This is a genomic window from Tsukamurella paurometabola (assembly GCF_900631615.1).
In the GTDB taxonomy this organism is placed as follows: domain Bacteria; phylum Actinomycetota; class Actinomycetes; order Mycobacteriales; family Mycobacteriaceae; genus Tsukamurella; species Tsukamurella paurometabola_A.
The window spans coordinates 2,725,818-2,740,666 of record NZ_LR131273.1 but is presented as its reverse complement, the minus strand read 5'-3'; the positions used below and the strand labels follow the sequence as shown (position 1 = coordinate 2,740,666).

20 protein-coding genes are annotated in these 14,849 nt (G+C 71.7%); 10 read left to right on the top strand and 10 right to left on the bottom strand.

From position 1 onward, the window contains the following. Positions 1–4: 4 nt before the first annotated feature. Positions 5–808, bottom strand: coding sequence for a ParA family protein (locus tag ELY19_RS13715; protein WP_126196699.1), 804 nt, complete (start codon positions 806–808; stop codon positions 5–7). A gap of 37 nt (positions 809–845) precedes the next feature. On the opposite strand from ELY19_RS13715, the gene ELY19_RS13710 reads away from it, so the two are divergent. Continuing rightward, positions 846–1,460, top strand: a complete 615-nt coding sequence (locus ELY19_RS13710) for an acid phosphatase (RefSeq protein ID WP_126196698.1) — start codon at positions 846–848, stop codon at positions 1,458–1,460. Between the two features lie 6 nt (positions 1,461–1,466). On the opposite strand, the gene ELY19_RS13705 is transcribed toward ELY19_RS13710, so the two are convergent. After that, a complete protein-coding gene (locus tag ELY19_RS13705) occupies positions 1,467–1,937 on the bottom strand; it encodes a hypothetical protein (protein ID WP_126196697.1) in 471 nt (156 codons plus the stop codon). A 40-nt stretch (positions 1,938–1,977) separates the two neighbouring features. Between ELY19_RS13705 and ELY19_RS13700 the strand changes: the two genes are divergently transcribed. Together ELY19_RS13700 and ELY19_RS13695 are read left to right on the top strand one after the other, a co-directional pair. Next, positions 1,978–2,973, top strand: a complete 996-nt coding sequence (locus ELY19_RS13700; RefSeq protein ID WP_126196696.1) for a diacylglycerol/lipid kinase family protein — start codon at positions 1,978–1,980, stop codon at positions 2,971–2,973. Between the two features lie 374 nt (positions 2,974–3,347). After that, the gene (locus ELY19_RS13695; RefSeq protein ID WP_013125780.1) at positions 3,348–3,602 is read left to right on the top strand and encodes a WhiB family transcriptional regulator; all 255 of its coding nucleotides are present in this window, start codon (positions 3,348–3,350) and stop codon (positions 3,600–3,602) included. Positions 3,603–3,699: 97 nt separating this feature from the next. Here ELY19_RS13695 and ELY19_RS13690 read toward each other — a convergent pair whose 3' ends face one another. Continuing rightward, a complete protein-coding gene (locus ELY19_RS13690; RefSeq protein WP_126196695.1) occupies positions 3,700–5,193 on the bottom strand; it encodes a sensor histidine kinase in 1,494 nt (497 codons plus the stop codon). Positions 5,194–5,279: 86 nt separating this feature from the next. On the opposite strand from ELY19_RS13690, the gene ELY19_RS24130 reads away from it, so the two are divergent. Next, the gene (locus ELY19_RS24130; protein WP_372456759.1) at positions 5,280–5,354 is read left to right on the top strand and encodes a 50S ribosomal protein bL37; all 75 of its coding nucleotides are present in this window, start codon (positions 5,280–5,282) and stop codon (positions 5,352–5,354) included. A 96-nt stretch (positions 5,355–5,450) separates the two neighbouring features. Here ELY19_RS24130 and rsrA read toward each other — a convergent pair whose 3' ends face one another. The 5 genes from rsrA to ELY19_RS13665 all read right to left on the bottom strand — a co-directional run bounded on the left by rsrA (position 5,451) and on the right by ELY19_RS13665 (position 7,615). After that, positions 5,451–5,678 carry a mycothiol system anti-sigma-R factor gene (gene rsrA / locus ELY19_RS13685; RefSeq protein ID WP_212553916.1) on the bottom strand — a complete coding sequence of 76 codons (228 nt, stop codon included), beginning with the start codon at positions 5,676–5,678 and terminating at the stop codon, positions 5,451–5,453. A gap of 50 nt (positions 5,679–5,728) precedes the next feature. Next, positions 5,729–6,403 carry a sigma-70 family RNA polymerase sigma factor gene (locus tag ELY19_RS13680; protein ID WP_126196693.1) on the bottom strand — a complete coding sequence of 225 codons (675 nt, stop codon included), beginning with the start codon at positions 6,401–6,403 and terminating at the stop codon, positions 5,729–5,731. A 102-nt stretch (positions 6,404–6,505) separates the two neighbouring features. Beyond that, positions 6,506–6,967 carry a nitroreductase family deazaflavin-dependent oxidoreductase gene (locus tag ELY19_RS13675; protein WP_126198842.1) on the bottom strand — a complete coding sequence of 154 codons (462 nt, stop codon included), beginning with the start codon at positions 6,965–6,967 and terminating at the stop codon, positions 6,506–6,508. Positions 6,968–7,071: 104 nt separating this feature from the next. Continuing rightward, on the bottom strand, positions 7,072–7,392 hold the full coding sequence (locus ELY19_RS13670; protein WP_126196692.1) for a type II toxin-antitoxin system PemK/MazF family toxin: 321 nt from the start codon (positions 7,390–7,392) through the stop codon (positions 7,072–7,074). Next, the gene (locus ELY19_RS13665) at positions 7,382–7,615 is read right to left on the bottom strand and encodes a hypothetical protein (protein ID WP_126196691.1); all 234 of its coding nucleotides are present in this window, start codon (positions 7,613–7,615) and stop codon (positions 7,382–7,384) included. The genes ELY19_RS13670 and ELY19_RS13665 overlap by 11 nt, the downstream gene beginning before the upstream one ends. An 87-nt stretch (positions 7,616–7,702) precedes the next feature. Between ELY19_RS13665 and ybaK the strand changes: the two genes are divergently transcribed. Both ybaK and ELY19_RS13655 read left to right on the top strand, forming a co-directional pair. Beyond that, positions 7,703–8,191, top strand: coding sequence for a Cys-tRNA(Pro) deacylase (gene ybaK / locus ELY19_RS13660; protein ID WP_126196690.1), 489 nt, complete (start codon positions 7,703–7,705; stop codon positions 8,189–8,191). A 67-nt stretch (positions 8,192–8,258) separates the two neighbouring features. Next, positions 8,259–10,370: an SDR family oxidoreductase gene (locus tag ELY19_RS13655; RefSeq protein WP_126196689.1), complete on the top strand. Its 2,112-nt coding sequence runs from the start codon at positions 8,259–8,261 to the stop codon at positions 10,368–10,370. Here the strand turns inward: ELY19_RS13655 and ELY19_RS13650 are convergent. Then, complete coding sequence (locus ELY19_RS13650) at positions 10,360–11,010, bottom strand: helix-turn-helix domain-containing protein (RefSeq protein ID WP_126196688.1); 651 nt, start codon at positions 11,008–11,010, stop codon at positions 10,360–10,362. The two genes, ELY19_RS13655 and ELY19_RS13650, sit on opposite strands and share 11 nt — an antisense overlap. A 59-nt stretch (positions 11,011–11,069) precedes the next feature. On the opposite strand from ELY19_RS13650, the gene ELY19_RS13645 reads away from it, so the two are divergent. The 4 genes from ELY19_RS13645 to ELY19_RS13630 all read left to right on the top strand — a co-directional run bounded on the left by ELY19_RS13645 (position 11,070) and on the right by ELY19_RS13630 (position 14,047). Then, positions 11,070–11,462, top strand: a complete 393-nt coding sequence (locus tag ELY19_RS13645) for a VOC family protein (RefSeq protein WP_126196687.1) — start codon at positions 11,070–11,072, stop codon at positions 11,460–11,462. 80 nt (positions 11,463–11,542) lie between these two features. After that, positions 11,543–12,895, top strand: a complete 1,353-nt coding sequence (locus tag ELY19_RS13640) for an NAD-dependent succinate-semialdehyde dehydrogenase (protein ID WP_126196686.1) — start codon at positions 11,543–11,545, stop codon at positions 12,893–12,895. A gap of 135 nt (positions 12,896–13,030) precedes the next feature. After that, positions 13,031–13,390 (top strand): hypothetical protein, encoded by a 360-nt coding sequence (locus tag ELY19_RS13635; protein ID WP_126196685.1) that lies wholly within the window; start codon positions 13,031–13,033, stop codon positions 13,388–13,390. Between the two features lie 177 nt (positions 13,391–13,567). After that, complete coding sequence (locus ELY19_RS13630; protein WP_164711598.1) at positions 13,568–14,047, top strand: FAS1-like dehydratase domain-containing protein; 480 nt, start codon at positions 13,568–13,570, stop codon at positions 14,045–14,047. 15 nt (positions 14,048–14,062) lie between these two features. Here the strand turns inward: ELY19_RS13630 and ELY19_RS13625 are convergent, their stop codons facing one another. After that, positions 14,063–14,821, bottom strand: coding sequence for an SOS response-associated peptidase (locus ELY19_RS13625; protein ID WP_126196683.1), 759 nt, complete (start codon positions 14,819–14,821; stop codon positions 14,063–14,065). Between the last annotated feature and the right edge of the window lie 28 nt (positions 14,822–14,849).

The window sequence follows — 14,849 nt, the reverse complement described above, 5'->3', positions numbered from 1 at the left end:
ACCGCTACTCGGCGGCCCAGGTGACCAGCGGCGCACCGTCGGAGACGTGGGCCTTGATGCTCTGCGCGAGCTCGCGGTAGGCGGTGGCGCCCTTGTTCTTCCGGCCGGCGAGCACGGTGCGGCCCGCGGCGTTCGCCTCCGCGAACCGCACGGTGCGCGGGATGGGCGGCGACAGCACGGCGAGGTCGTAGCGGTCGGCGACGTCGGAGAGGATGTCGCGGCTGTGCGTCGTGCGCGCGTCGTAGAGGGTGGCGATGGCGCCGAGCATGCTCAGCTCCGGGTTGGTGATCGCCTGCACGTCGCGGACCGTCTTGAGCAGCTGCCCCACGCCGCGGTGGGCGAGGGTCTCGCACTGCAGCGGGATGGCGACGGCGTCGGCGGCGGTGAGACCGTTGAGGGTGAGCACGCCCAGGCTGGGCGGGCAGTCGATGATCACCACGTCGAACCGCTCCCCCACCTCGGCGAGGGCCCGCTTGAGGGCGTACTCGCGGCCCGCGCGCATGAGCAGCAGGGCCTCCGCACCGGCCAGGTCGAGGGTGGCCGGGAGGACGGTCACGCCGTCCTCGGTCTCGAGCAGCACCTCGTCGATCTTCTTGTCGCCCAACAGCACGTCGTGCACGCTCTGCTCGATGCGGTCGGGGTTGTGGCCGAGGGAGAAGGTCAGGCAGCCCTGCGGATCGAGGTCGACGACGAGCACCCGCGCGCCGAGTTCCACGAGGGCCGCGCCCAGGCTCGCGACGGTGGTGGTCTTCGCGACGCCCCCCTTCTGATTGGCGACGGCGAGGACGAAGGGCGTGTCACCGGTCATGCTGCGAGGGTACCCACCGATGCACCACGATGAACGGATGAGCACCGGACACCGCCTCGTGTACATCCGCCACGGCGAGACCGCATGGTCGCGCTCGGGCCGCCACACCGGCGCCACGGACGTCCCCCTGACCGAGACCGGGATCGAGCAGGCGAAGGCCCTGGGCCCGGTGCTCGCGGACCTGGCGTTGGCGAACCCGACGGTGCTGGTCAGCCCCCGGGCGCGGGCAGCGACCACCGCGGAACTCGCGGGCCTGACGGTGACCGCCGTCGATCCCGACCTCGCCGAGTGGGACTACGGCGACTACGAGGGGCGCACCAGTGCCGAGATCCGGGTCGACGACCCGGGGTGGACGGTGTGGCGGTCCGGCGCGCCCGGCGGCGAGTCGATGGCGCAGGTCGCGGCGAGGGTGGACCGGGTGCTGGCGCGGGCGCGGGCAGCGATGGCCGACGGTGACGTCGTCCTCGTCGCGCACGGACACCTGGGGCGCGTGCTCACGGCGCGGTTCCTGGGCCAGCCGGCCGACTTCGGCCGGCACGTGCTCATCCTGCCCGCCTCCGCCGCCGTCCTCGGATACGACCGCGACGACGTCCCGCAGATCAGCCGGTTCGGCCTGACCGGCTACGCCGCGGCGCACTACGCCGGGCGGTAGGCCCCGTCAGTCCCGCCGGTACTCGCCCTCGAGCCAGGCCACCGTCGGCGGGCTGAACAGCAGCACGAGCACCACGACCGCGACCGCGATCAGCGGCAGACCGTACTCGGGGCGGCTCTGGGCGAACGCGCCGCTGATGCCCGCGCAGCCGAGCAGGAGGTTGGTGAGCACGCCGACGGTGCGCCCCCAGCGCCGGCCGCGGAGCAGCGCCACGCCGCCGGCCAGGACGGCGAGGCCGATGGGGATCATCCAGAACGCCATGCCGTAGGCACCCGTCGTGGTGTCGGCCGCGCCGGTGATGCCCCGGACCAGCTCCACGACGCCCAGCACCAGGGCGGCGAGCCCCTCGAGCGCGACGATCACGCCCGCGGCCCGCACGGTGCCGGGGGCGGCGGTACGGGTATCGCCGGAGCGCTGCGTGCGGGAGCGGGTGGCGGCCGGACGGGAATCGCCGCCGCTTCCGTTGGTCGATGTCACGCCCCCAGGGTATCGGGGCGGCCTGGGTAGGCTGCTCGGTGTGCGCGCCCTGTTGATCGTCAACCCCAACGCCACGTCCATCACCGCAGCGGGTCGAGACCTCGTGGCGATGGCGTTGGCGTCCACGCTCGACGTCACCCTGGCGCAGACCGAACGGCGCGGCCACGCGGCCGAGCTGGCCGCCGCCGCCCGCCACGACGGCACCGAGCTGGTGATCGTCCACGGCGGCGACGGCACCGTCAACGAGGTGGTGTGCGGCATCCTCGGCAGGGAGGGCCTCCCCGGCGGCGAGACGCCCGTGCACCCCGACACCCTGCCCGCCGTCGCTGTGATCCCGGGCGGCAGCGCGAACGTCTTCGCCCGCTCGCTCGCGGTGCCCCGCGACCCGCTGCAGGCCACCGTCCACCTCACGGATCTGTTGGCGCGCCGCAGTTTCCGCACCATCGGCCTCGGCTGCGCGGACGAACGCTACTTCCTGTTCAACGCCGGCATGGGCGTGGACGCCGAGGTGATCGCGAACATGGAGGCGCTGCGCGCGAAGGGCAAGGCCGCCACGTCCTCCCGGTACGTGCGCACGTCGATCCGCACCTTCTTCGCCGCCGCGCGGCGCGAGCCGCAGCTGACCGTCCACCTGCCCGGCGAGGAGCCGGGCACATGGCAGGACGTGGACGGCGTGCACTTCGCCTTCGTCTCCAACGCGAGCCCGTGGACGTTCCTCAACAATCGCGCGGTGTTCACCAACCCGGGGACGGATTACGGCACCGGACTGGGCGTGTTCGCATCGCGCTCGATGCGCACGATCCCGAACCTGATGCTCGTCCGGCAGATGCTCTCCGCCCGGCGGACGAAGGGCCCGACGGTGCGCCACCTGGTCCGGCACGACGACCTGCCCGAACTGCGCGTGAGCAGCGCGGTCCCGGTGCCCGCGCAGGTCGACGGCGACCATCTCGGCGACCGCACGGAGGTCCGGTTCTGGTACTCGCCGGAGCGGATCCGCGTGGTGGCCGACCTGCCTCCGCTGCCCCGCGTGCGCTGAGCCCCGAGCGCGCCCGGGGCGCGCGCTTCCCGCGGACTCGGCGTGATGCGATCCGGTGCCGGGTGTGAGCGATTGGTCACCGCCTTGCAGAAACCTATTGCAAACCTGCAGCTTGTGCGGATATTCTTGCGGGCACGCCGCTGAACCGGCCGGAGTGTAATACACCCCTCAGAAGGGGGTCCTCACCGCCCCCGCTGTGAGATCGCCCACCTCTGAGTCGGAATCTATTGACTCTGGCCGGGAACGTGGAAACATTCATGACGTAACAGCGCGGAAACAGTTCGGTTCCCTCCGCGTTAACAGCCTGGAAATTCGGTGCCGGATCGGCACCCGCGTAGAGTGGCGCGCCCGTGCGCCTGAAGGAGTGTACTGACATGGATTGGCGCCATAAGGCCATCTGTCGCGACGAGGACCCCGAGCTGTTCTTCCCCGTGGGCAACAGCGGTCCGGCCATCGCGCAGATCGCGGACGCCAAGCTGGTCTGCAACCGCTGCCCCGTGACCGCCGAGTGCCTGTCCTGGGCCCTCGAGTCCGGTCAGGACGCCGGCGTGTGGGGCGGCATGAGCGAGGACGAGCGTCGCGCGCTGAAGCGCCGCAACGCCCGTACCCGCACGCGCACCGCCGTGTAGGACTCCCGCTTCGACGAAGGCCCGGTGGATCTCCACCGGGCCTTCGTCGTGCCCGGGTCACGTCGTGCCCGGCCCGGCGCCGTCGCGGCGGTGCTCCTCACGCCGGCTGCAGCGGCACGTGCAGCACCGCGTCGGTTCCGCCGTCCCGCGATGCCAGGGTCAGGGTCCCACCCAGTTCGGACTTCACCAGCGTCTGCACGATCTGCAGGCCCAGCCGGTCCGAACCCTCGAGGCTGAAGCCGGGCGGAAGTCCGGCACCGTCGTCCCGGACCGTGACCTCGAGCATCCTGGTGGACCGGTGCGCGAGCAGTTCGATGGTGCCCGTCTCCCCCGGCTCGTAGGCGTGCTCCATGGCGTTCTGGATCAGTTCGGTGACGACCATGACCAGTGGCATCGCCCGGTCCGCGTCGAGCAGACCGACGTCGCCCCGCCGGACGACGGTGACCGCCGCGGACCCGCCCGCCGGGGTCACATCGCCCATGATCGGGATGAGCCGGTCGATGACCTCGTCGATGTCGACGTGTTCGTCGACGCTCATGGACAGCGTCTCGTGCACCAGCGCGATCGACGCCACCCGCCGCACGGATTCCAGGAGGGCCCGCTTCGCCTCGTCGTTGCGGGTACGGCGCGCCTGCAGCCGCAGCAGCGCCGACACCGACTGCAGATTGTTCTTCACCCGGTGGTGGATCTCGCGGATCGTCGCGTCCTTGGAGATGAGGGCGCGGTCGCGGCGCTTGAGCTCGGTGACGTCCCGGAGCAGGACCACGGCACCGTCGTGCCGGCCTCCCGGATGCAGGCCCAGGACGCGCAGCACCACGGTGACGCCGCCCTTGGTGAGTTCGATCCGCGACCCCTCGCCGCGCCGCAGCGCCCCGTCGAGGGCCGCGGCGAGGTCCTCGGACTCGAAACTGTCGCCGACCAGCTCGGCGGTGGCCTCGGCGAGCTCGCTGCCCTCCAGATCCGTCGCCGCGCCCATCCGGCGGTACGCGGACTGCGCGTTGGGGCTCGCGAAGACGACCCGGCCGTCCCCGTCGAGCCGGATGAAGCCGTCGCCGGCCCGCGGCTCCGCCTCGCCCGTGGGCAGTTCCTCCCGCTCGGGGAAGGTGCCCTCGGCGACCATCGTGCACAGGTCGTCGGCGCACTCGGTGTAGGCCACCTCGAGCGGGCTCGGGGTACGCGGGTGGGTCACGTTGAAGTCGCGGGTGAGCACGGCCACGACCTCGCCGTCCGAGGACACCGGGACGGCCTCGCGCCGCACGCGGGACGGGCCCGTCCACGCCGGGGTCACCCCGCGCACCACCACGCCGCCCTCGAAGCCGGCGTGCAGCGTGGGCGCCTCCCAGGGCGGGACGACGACGCCCACCCCGTCGGAGTCGTAGACGGTGGACGTGGTGTTGGGCCGGCACTGCGCGATGCAGATGTACGCCGGATCCGGGGCGTCGCCCTCCGGGTCGTTGCGGACCCACAACCGCAGGTCGGCGAAGGAGAGATCGGCCAGCAACTGCCACTCGCCGGCGATCCGCTGCAGGTGCCGGGCGGCCCTGCCGGGCAGGTCGGTGTGGATCGCCAGGAGGTCGGCGAGGGAGGCCATGGGACCGCCTTTTTGTCGTCGTCGGTGCCGTCGTGAAACAATAGCCGGTACTGCGTATGAGCTTGACGGACAGGAAGGAGACCGCCATGGGAAAGCGTGGACGTAAGAAGCGCTCGCGGAAGAAGAACGCTGCGAACCACGGCAAGCGCCCGAACTCCTGATCCCTCAGGTTTCATGTGACTTGCGCACGAGGGCCCGTCGACGATCATCGTCGACGGGCCCTCGTCATGTCGGTGCGGCGCGGTGGCTGCGCCGTGCTACTCCGGGCGGAAGCGCACCTCGGTGTGCCGGATGCTGATGGTCAACCGCTCCCGCAGCCCCTCGGGTGCGCGCTCGCCGCCGCACTTGCGGTTCACGAGCGACTTGATCTGCTGCTCGATGCCGTAGTGCGACAGGCACTGCGAGCAGCCGTCGATGTGCGCCTTGAGTCGCTCCTTGGCGGCCGCATCGCACTCGTTGTCCAGGAGCAGCCAGATGTCCGCCATCACGGCGGAACAGTCGAGCTCCAGGTCCGGGTTGCCGTCCGACGAGTACGTCACTTCTCATCCTCCTGCTCGGCGGAGCCCGCGGCACCGTCGGTTTCCTGCCCCCGGAGGAAGCCGCGCTCCCGCGCGACGCCCTCGAGCTCGGCGCGCAGTTGCCGCCGTCCGCGGTGCAGCCGCGACATGACCGTGCCGATGGGGGTACCCATGATCTCGGCGATCTCCTTGTAGGGGAATCCCTCCACATCGGCGTAGTACACCGCCATGCGGAACTCCTCGGGGAGCTTCGCGAGAGCCTGCTTGATCTCGTCGTCGGGCAGCGCGTCCAGTGCCTCGATCTCCGCGGAGCGCAGGCCGGTGGAGCTGTGCTCCGCCGTGGCCGCGAGCTGCCAGTCGGTGATCTCGTCCGTGGGGTACTGCGCGGGCTGCCGCTGCTTCTTGCGGTAGCCGTTGATGTACGTGTTGGTGAGGATCCGGTACAGCCAGGCCTTGAGGTTGGTGCCCTTCTTGAAGCTGCGGAAGGCGCTGTAGGCCTTCACGTAGGTCTCCTGGACCAGATCCTCGGCGTCCGCCGGGTTGCGGGTCATCCGCAGCGCGGCACCGTACAGCTGATCGAGCAACGGCAGCGCCTCGGCCTCGAAGCGGGCCGTGAGCTGCTCCGGCGTCTCGGTCACCTCGTCGGGGGCCGAGTCCAGATCCGCTACGTGCGTGATGTCCCCGTCCGTCATACCGTCGAAGGCTACCGGTCGCTCGAGGACCGCTGCGCCGCTACCTGCACTCACGACCTCTGCAACAGCACAGTCCGCCGGCTTGTTCCCGCGGTGTCCGGATCAACGCAGGCGGAGCCGGACCATGGGCAGACCGTCGACGGTGTGCCCCACCGCGTGCTCGATCGCGCCGCGTAGCCGCTCCCAGGCGGCGGGGTGCGCGGCGCGGTACCGGTCCAGGACCGCGGCGGAGTCCTCGCCGTCGAGGAGGTCGGCGTGCGCCGCCCGCTCGCGCCGGCCGACGGTGACCCGGCACTCCGGCTGCGCCCGCAGGTTGCGGTACCACTGCGCGGTCTCGCCGAAGCCGCTGCACACGACCACGGTGTCCGGATCCGGCCGGTCGACGACCTCGAGGACGACGTAGCGCGGCTCGCCGGACTTCCGCCCGGTGTGCTGGATCATCACCATGCGCGGCCCGAGCACCGGCCCCAGCCCGTGCCGGAACAACCAGATGGGCGCCCGGACCAGCCGTCGCGTCCGCAGCGCCCGCGCCGCCAGCGCGGTGGGACTCAGGTTCTCCATCATCGACGCCACCGCCCCGACGGTACGCCGCGCCCCGCGGCGCCATCCGCGCACGTCCGGCGACCGTCCGCGCACCGGCGCGAGACGGGGCCTGCTCGCGCAGTCGCTCACCGACGTAGGTCGAGGACGGCGCAGAGGGCGGCGTCCACCGCCCGCAACTCGTCGAATCCGAGACGGCCGACGACATCGCCGAGCCGCGACGGGTCGACCGCCGTCGTCTGCTCGACCAGGACCCGCGTCCGCGCACCGTCGATCTCGACCTCGGGGCGGAACGACGCAGCGCGCGCCGAGGCCGAGGTCGGCGAGACCAACCACGTCGACAGCATCGCGAACTCGTCGCCCTGGACCACCACCGCGTACCGCCGACCGGCCTGCTCGTGCCCGCGTACGCCTCGGGGAGCGAGGAGACGGTGGACGTCACCACGCACGCAGGGACTCCATCGCATCGCGCACCCGCGCCATCTCCGCGCGGTCATCCGGGTCTGCTGCGAGCTCCTCGACCTCGGCGCGCAAGCGTTCCCGCCGCCGGCGGTCCGCTGCGGCGACGAGCGCGTCGCGGATCGCGGCCGAGACGGCCGAACCGTCTTCGACCAGTTCGTCCAGCGCCCTGCGGGCCTCGTCGTCCAGCCGGAAGGTGATCGACGTCGCCATACCCGAAGAATACGCGCCTGTCGCCCTGATGTCATACAGAACGTCATACACCTTGTCCTCCCTCGCGCCGGCTGCTTGACTGGCGGCATGGGTAAGAAGAACGCAGCGGCGACACCGGCGATCGCGGCACTGCAGGCCGAGGGCGTCGAGTTCCGGGTGCACGAGTACGCCCACGACCCGCGGGCGGAGTCCTTCGGCGGGGAGGCCGCGCAGGCCCTGGGCCACGACCCGGCTCGGGTGTTCAAGACCCTCGTGATCGGCGACGGGAAGCAGCTCGCCGTCGCGATCGTGCCCACCTCGGGCAAGCTCAGCCTCAAAGCCGCCGGCGCCGCCCTGGGCCTGCACCGGCCGGCGATGGCGGACCCCGCCGACGTGCGGCGGGTGACCGGCTACGTGCTCGGGGGCGTCTCCCCGCTGGGCCAGCGCAAGCGCCTGCCGACCGCGATCGACGAGTCCGCCCTCGGCTTCGAGACCGTCTTCTGTTCCGCCGGCCGACGGGGCCTGGAGGTGGAGGTCGCGCCGTCGGACCTGGTGCGGCTGACGTCGGCGGCGGTGGCGCCGCTCGCCGCGCCGTGATAATCAGGGGATGACAAGCGGTCGGCCCGGGTGTGGCGGCGACCGCAGCGGAAAGTAGGTTCGTGGTATGGCCAGCTACTTCGTCACGGGCGGGACCGGCTTCATCGGCCGCGCCGTCGTGGCGCGGCTCGCGGCCGCGGACCGGGACGGCACGATCTATCTGCTGGTGCGCGACGCCTCCCTCCCCCGGTTCGAACGGCTCATCGCCGACCTCGGGCACGAGCTCGCCCCGCAGGTGGTGCCGGTCGCGGGCGACGTGACCCGGCCCGGCCTGGGCATCACCCCCGGCGACCTCCCCGAGCACGTCGACCACGTGATCCACCTCGCCGCCGTCTACGACATGGACGCGCCCGAGGAGGTGCAGGAGCGGACCAACGTCGAGGGCACCCGGAACGTGCTCGAGCTCGCCGCCCGGCTCGGCGCCACCGTGCACCACGTCTCGTCGCTGGCCGTGGCGGGCAACCACGAGGGATGGTTCTCGGAATCCGACTTCGACGTCGCCCAGAACTTCCCCACGCCGTACCACCGCACCAAGTACGAGTCCGAGCGCCTCGTCCGCGAGTCGACGGTGCCCTGGCAGGTGTACCGGCCGTCCATCGTGGTCGGCGATTCGATGACGGGCGCCATCGACAAGATCGACGGGCCGTACTACTTCTTCCCGTTCCTGCGGCTGATGGGCACAATCCCGCACCACCTGCACGTGCCCTTCGCCAACCTCGGCTACACGAACGTGGTGCCGGTGGACTTCGTGGCATCGGCGATCGTCGCGCTGGTCACCGCCCCGCCGGCACCCGGCGCCGTCTACCACCTGGCCGACCCCAAGGGCCAGAGCATGGCCGCGATCTACGAGGCGATCGCGCCCGCCTTCTCCGGCCCCAGGACCCTTCCGGTGCCGAGCGCGCCGCTGGGCGAGTTCGCGGCACGGATCGGCCGCCGGGGCGAGGTACGCGCCCTGCGGGACACGATCGCGCGCCAGCTCGGCATCCCGCCGTCGATCCTGGACCACCCGTTCTACAACACCCGGTTCGATTCCGAGGCCACGTTCCGGGTGCTCAGCCGGCTGGGCGTGGCTCTGCCGCGCCTGAAGTCGTACGGCCCGCGGCTGTTCCGCTACTGGGCGGAGCACCTCGATCCCTCCCGCAATCGCCGCGACGATCCGCGCGGTCCGCTCGTGGGCAAGCACATCCTGCTCACGGGCGGCTCCTCCGGCATCGGACGCGAAGCCGCGAGGCAGGCGGTCCTCAAGGGCGCCAACGTCTTCATCGTCGCCCGCAAGGCCGAGGACCTCGCCGACGCGGTCCTGCGCATCGACGCCGAGCCGGGCCTGCCCGGGGTGCCCAAGGGCACCGTCCGCGCCTACCAGTGCGACGTCACCGACCCGGAGGCGGTGCGCACCACCGTCGCCCAGATCCTGGCCGAGCACGGCCACGTGGACGTGCTCGTCAACAGCGCCGGCCGGTCCATCCGCCGGGCCACCGTCGACTCGGTGGACCGCGCCCACGACTACCAGCGGACGATGGCGGTCAACTACTTCGGCGCGGTCTACCTGATCCTGGAGCTGTTGCCGCACATGATCGCCCGCAAATCCGGGCACGTGGTCAACGTCTCGTCGATCGGCGTGCAGGTGCGCGGCCCGCGGTTCGCGGCGTACATCGCGTCGAAGTCGGCACTGGAGGCGTTCAGCGACATCACCGCGGCGGAGACCATGTCGGACCACGTGACCTTCACCAACATCCACATGCCGCTCACCCGCACCCGCATGATCGAGCCGACCGACGCCTACGACAACGCGATGGCCCTGTCGGTCGAGAAGGCCGGCCAGATCGTCGTGCGCGCCATCGTCGAGCGGCCTCGCCGGATCGACACCCCGCTCGGCACCCTGGCGCAGTTCGGCCAGTTCCTCTCCCCGCGCATCGCCGCGGCGGCGCAGCACCAGGGCTATCTCCTGTTCCCGGAGCCCGAGGGCGACACCGAGGGGGCGGCGAAGGTCGTCGAGGTCGACGTGGCCGAGGTGGACACCCCGCGCGGGCGGCTCGCCGCGGCGGGCGCCGCCACGAAGGACCTGTCGAAGGACATCTCCACCGCCGCCGTGAGCCCGCTCTTTGGCATCTCCGGCGACCAGGGTCTGCGGCGCCTCGCCCGCAAGACCCTCAACCGCCTGCCCGGCATCAACTGGTAGCCCGCAGCGCCGTCGGCGGTACACCGGTGAGCGCGCGCACCTCCCGGGTCAGGTGCGCCTGGTCGGCGTAGCCCGCCGCGGCGGCGATGTCGGCCAGCGCCCGGCCGGCGCGGATCGGCCCGACGACCCGCTGAAACCGCTGGATCCGCGCGAGGGTCTTGGGGCCGTAGCCGAAGGAGCGCCGGGCCAGCCGGTGCAGCGCACGCTCGCCGAGCCCGGATTCCGCCGCGATCTCCCCGACGGTGCGTCCCACCCGCAGCCGGTCGGCGATCGCACCGATCCGGCGGTCCAGGTCCACACCGTCGAGGAGCGCCGCCGCGATCGTCTCCGGATCGTGGACGCGCGGAGTCCTCCTGTGCGGCAGCACGTCCGCGAGGGCGACCCGCCTGCCGGTCAACTCGTCGGCCGCGATCCCCAGCAGCTGCGGGAGCATCCCGGAGGGGAACCGCAGGCCGTCGAGCCGGGCCCCGTCGAACCCGGCGACGCGCGCGGCCACGGCGTCCGGGCCCGCGACGATCGGCGTGCCGTCGACGACGATGACGTCCATGCACCCGTCGGGCAGGATCAGGCCCGGCCCCGCCCGGCCGTCCGAGACCCACCGGACCGCGCCGGGGACCGCCGACGGCCGCTCGCTGTACACGCTTCGAGTATGTCCGAAACGTTCAAGACGCGGGCCGCGCCGCGGCATACCGTGACCGCATGACACAGCGACTGCGATTCGACGCGATCGGCATGGTGACCGAGGACCTGGCCGCCTCCCTCGCCTTCTACCGGCGACTGGGCCTGGAGATCCCCGACGGTGCCGAGAAGGAGCCGCACGTGGAGGCGGAGCTGCCGGGCGGTATGCGACTGATGTGGGACACGGTCGCGGTGGTCCGTTCGATGGAGCCCGACTGGGTCAAGCAGCCCGGGCAGAACGCCACACTGTGCGTCCGGTGCGCCTCGCCCGCGGTCGTCGACGAGGTGCACGCGGAACTGGTCGCCGCGGGCAGCCCGAGCGCGATGGCCCCGTTCGACGCGCCGTGGGGGCAGCGGTACGCGGGCGTGCTCGACCCCGACGGCTACCAGGTGCAGCTCTTCGCGCAGCAGTAGTCGCGGACCGGGCGCGGGCACCGTCGAACCTGCCTATCGTGGGGAGTGACCGTTCCCGTCCCCCACAAGGAGATCCGACGATGCCCGACATCCAGTACGCGGTGACCGACCCCGCCACCGGCGAGGTGCTGCAGACCTATCCGACCGCCGAGCCCGCCGAGGTCGAGGCGGCGATCGACGCGGCGTCGCGGGCCGCGCGGACGTGGCCGCAGCAGTCGACGGTCGCGGAGCGGGCCGCGCTGGTGCGCCGCGTCGCCGAGCTCCACACCGAGCGCCGCGAGACGCTCGCCCGAATCATCCAGCGGGAGATGGGCAAACCGCTCGAGGACGCGCTCGGCGAGGTCGACTTCTCCGCCGCGATCTACACCTACTACGCCGACAACGCGGAGAAGTTCCTCGCGGACCAGCCGCTGGACCTGCTCGAGGGCGACGGCACGGCGGTGATCCGCCGCTCCCCGATCGGCGTGCTGTTCGGGATCATGCCGTGGAACTTCCCCTACTACCAGGTGGCGCGGTTCGCCGGCCCGAACCTGGCCGCGGGCAACACCATCCTCCTCAAGCACGCCCCGCAGTGCCCCGAGTCGGCCGAGGCGATGCAGCTGATCTTCGACGAGGCGGGCCTGCCCTCGGGCGCGTACGTCAACATCCGGGTCACCAACGAGCAGGCGGCGGACATCATCGCCGACCCCCGGGTCGCCGCGGTCTCGCTGACCGGCTCCGAGCGGGCGGGTGCCGCGGTCGCGGAGGTCGCGGGCCGGAACCTGAAGAAGTGCGTCCTGGAGTTGGGCGGCTCCGACCCCTTCATCGTGCTCTCGACCGACGACCTGGACGCGACCGTCGACGCGGCCGTCGCCGGCCGCCTCGACAACACGGGCCAGTCCTGCAATGCGGCGAAGCGGTTCATCGTGGCCGCGGACCTCTACGACGACTTCCTCGCGAAGTTCACCGGCAAGTTGCTCGCCGCGGGCGACGGCATCGCGCCGCTCTCCTCCGAGCGCGCGGCGGAGAACCTCGAGAAGCAGGTCAACCAGGCCGTCGAGGCGGGCGCGAACCTCGCGATCGAGGGTCGGCGCGACGGCGCCTTCTTCCCGCCCGCCGTGTTGACGAACGTCACCGAGGACAACCCTGCGTTCCGGCAGGAGCTGTTCGGTCCGGTCGCGACCGTCTACAGGGTCGAGGGCGAGGGCGAGGCGCTGGCGCTCGCGAACGACACCCCGTTCGGCCTCGGCTCGTACGTCTTCACCACCGACCCGGAGCAGGCGGCCCGTGTCGCGGACGGCATCCAGGCGGGCATGGTCTTCGTCAACGGGGTGCTCGCCGAGGGAGCGGAGCTGCCCTTCGGCGGCGTGAAGCGCTCCGGCTTCGGCCGTGAGATGGGGCCGCTGGGCATCGAGGAGTTCCTCAACAAGAAGCTGATCCGCACGATCGCGTAGGCCGGCGGGGCGGCCCCCGGGCCGGAACCGGGGCCCGCCTCTCCCGCCACGCGGGCGCGGCGTCGGCGCGCGTGCACTTGCTGTTAGCGATCCGTATCATCAGAGTGGTACATGCTGAGAATGCGGGGAGGCACAGTGAACACGGGTGGCGGCTTCTTCGTTCCGACCACCGCCGCGGTGGCGGTCTTCGCCGTGACGGTGGTCGCCGCGCCCGCTCTGGGCCTCCTCCCCCGCCGCTCGCCCGGCTGGTGCGCGTGGGCGGGCTTCGCCGCCGGTGTCCTCGCCGGCATCGTCACCGCGGCGCAGCAGATGTCCTTCCTGCTGCCCCTGAGCATCCTCGCCTTCTCCCTGATCGCGCTGGTCGGATGGACCAGGGCGGAGCACTGGGCGGGCCGGCTCGATGCCGGCCCCGTGGGCCGCGGCGCGCTCTTCCACGCCTACGGCGTGGGCGCGTTCTGCGCCGCACTGGTCGGGCTCGTCGTCCGGGTGATCTGAGAGACGCACAACACGTAGGGCAGCCACGGACAGGAGCGCACAGTCCGGGCGCCCTGTGGCCTTGGCCACGGATCAGTCCCGCAGAAGCCGTTCGAATTGAACCGGCATCGACGTTTCCGCTACAAACGATGAGTGACTGATAGAGAAGAAGGACTCCACTCTCATCCTCGCTGGGATGTGTGGTACCCCAGCGCCTTCGAGGTCACCACCGAAGGCGTGCGGAGCTTCGGTCGCGCGACGCGCTGCTGGCACACGCCGTGGGAGAGCCTCGGCGTGCCGCCCAGGGACACGCCCGTCCCCGCCACGCTGCTCGCGGCGCCGATGCTCCACGCGGTGGCCGCGCTCGTCGCGGCCTCGATCAGCAGCCCGAACATGTCCCGGATCCTGCACGCCGGGCAGTCCTACCGCTACGAGCGGCATCCCGTGGTCGGCGACCGGATCGACATCGGCGCACGGATCACCGACCGTGCGGAGCGCGGCGGCGCGGACTTCTTCACCGTCGAGAGCGGAGCCGTCGTCGACGAGGAGACCCTCGTCGTCGGGACCAGCCAGATCGTGTACCTGGGCTCCGCCGTCGAGGGGCCCGCGCTCGATGACGCCCTCGTCGAGAACGTGATGCTGTTCGGCACCGGTCCGCTCACCCAGCAGCTCACCTGACGCGAGCCGACTGCGCTACAACAGGCTCAGCTGACCCGGCTCGGTGCCGGGCTCCACGCGCTCGATGAGCTCGGGACCGGTGTTGGCAACAGCGTTCACCAGGGCGGACACGGGCCGGATCTCGATGCGCTCCGCCACCTCGAGGGCGGGCGGACGCAGCAACGCCGGGTCGACGGCACCGTCGGGGTTCAGCCACTCGTCGAAGACGTCGGGCGTCAGGACCAAGGGCATCCGGTCGTGCACGGCGCGCAGGGGGCCGACCGCGTCGGTGGTCAGCACCGTCGCCGACAGGGTGGGCGGCACGTCCGGGCCCGCCCCGGCGGGCCGCCACACCGACCACAAACCCGCGATGTACATCCGCGTCCCGTCCACCGGGGTGAGGTACGTGGGCTGCTTGCGCGGCTTCTTCGCAGCCGGGTCGAGCACCTGCCACTCGTACCAGCCGTCCATCGGGATCAGGCAGCGCTTGGACTTGATCGCGGTGCGGAAGGCCGGCTTCTCCTCCACGGACTCCGCGCGGGCGTTGAACAGCGGCGGGCCACTGAGCGTCTTCTGCCAGTGCGGGAGGAGCCCCCAGCGCATCGCACGCAGCCGCCGGGTGGCCGGTTCGGCGGGCGCCTCCCGCGAGTGCCGGGACACGACGGCGACGATGTTCGTCGTGGGCGCGACGTTGAAGCCGGGCACGTCCAGCTCCGTGCCCTCGGTCTCGTCCTCCGCGTCGATCTCCGCCGCCAACAGCGCCGGGTCGGTGGTCACCGCGTAGCGTCCGCACATGCCCCCAGCGTACGACGGTGCACCGACG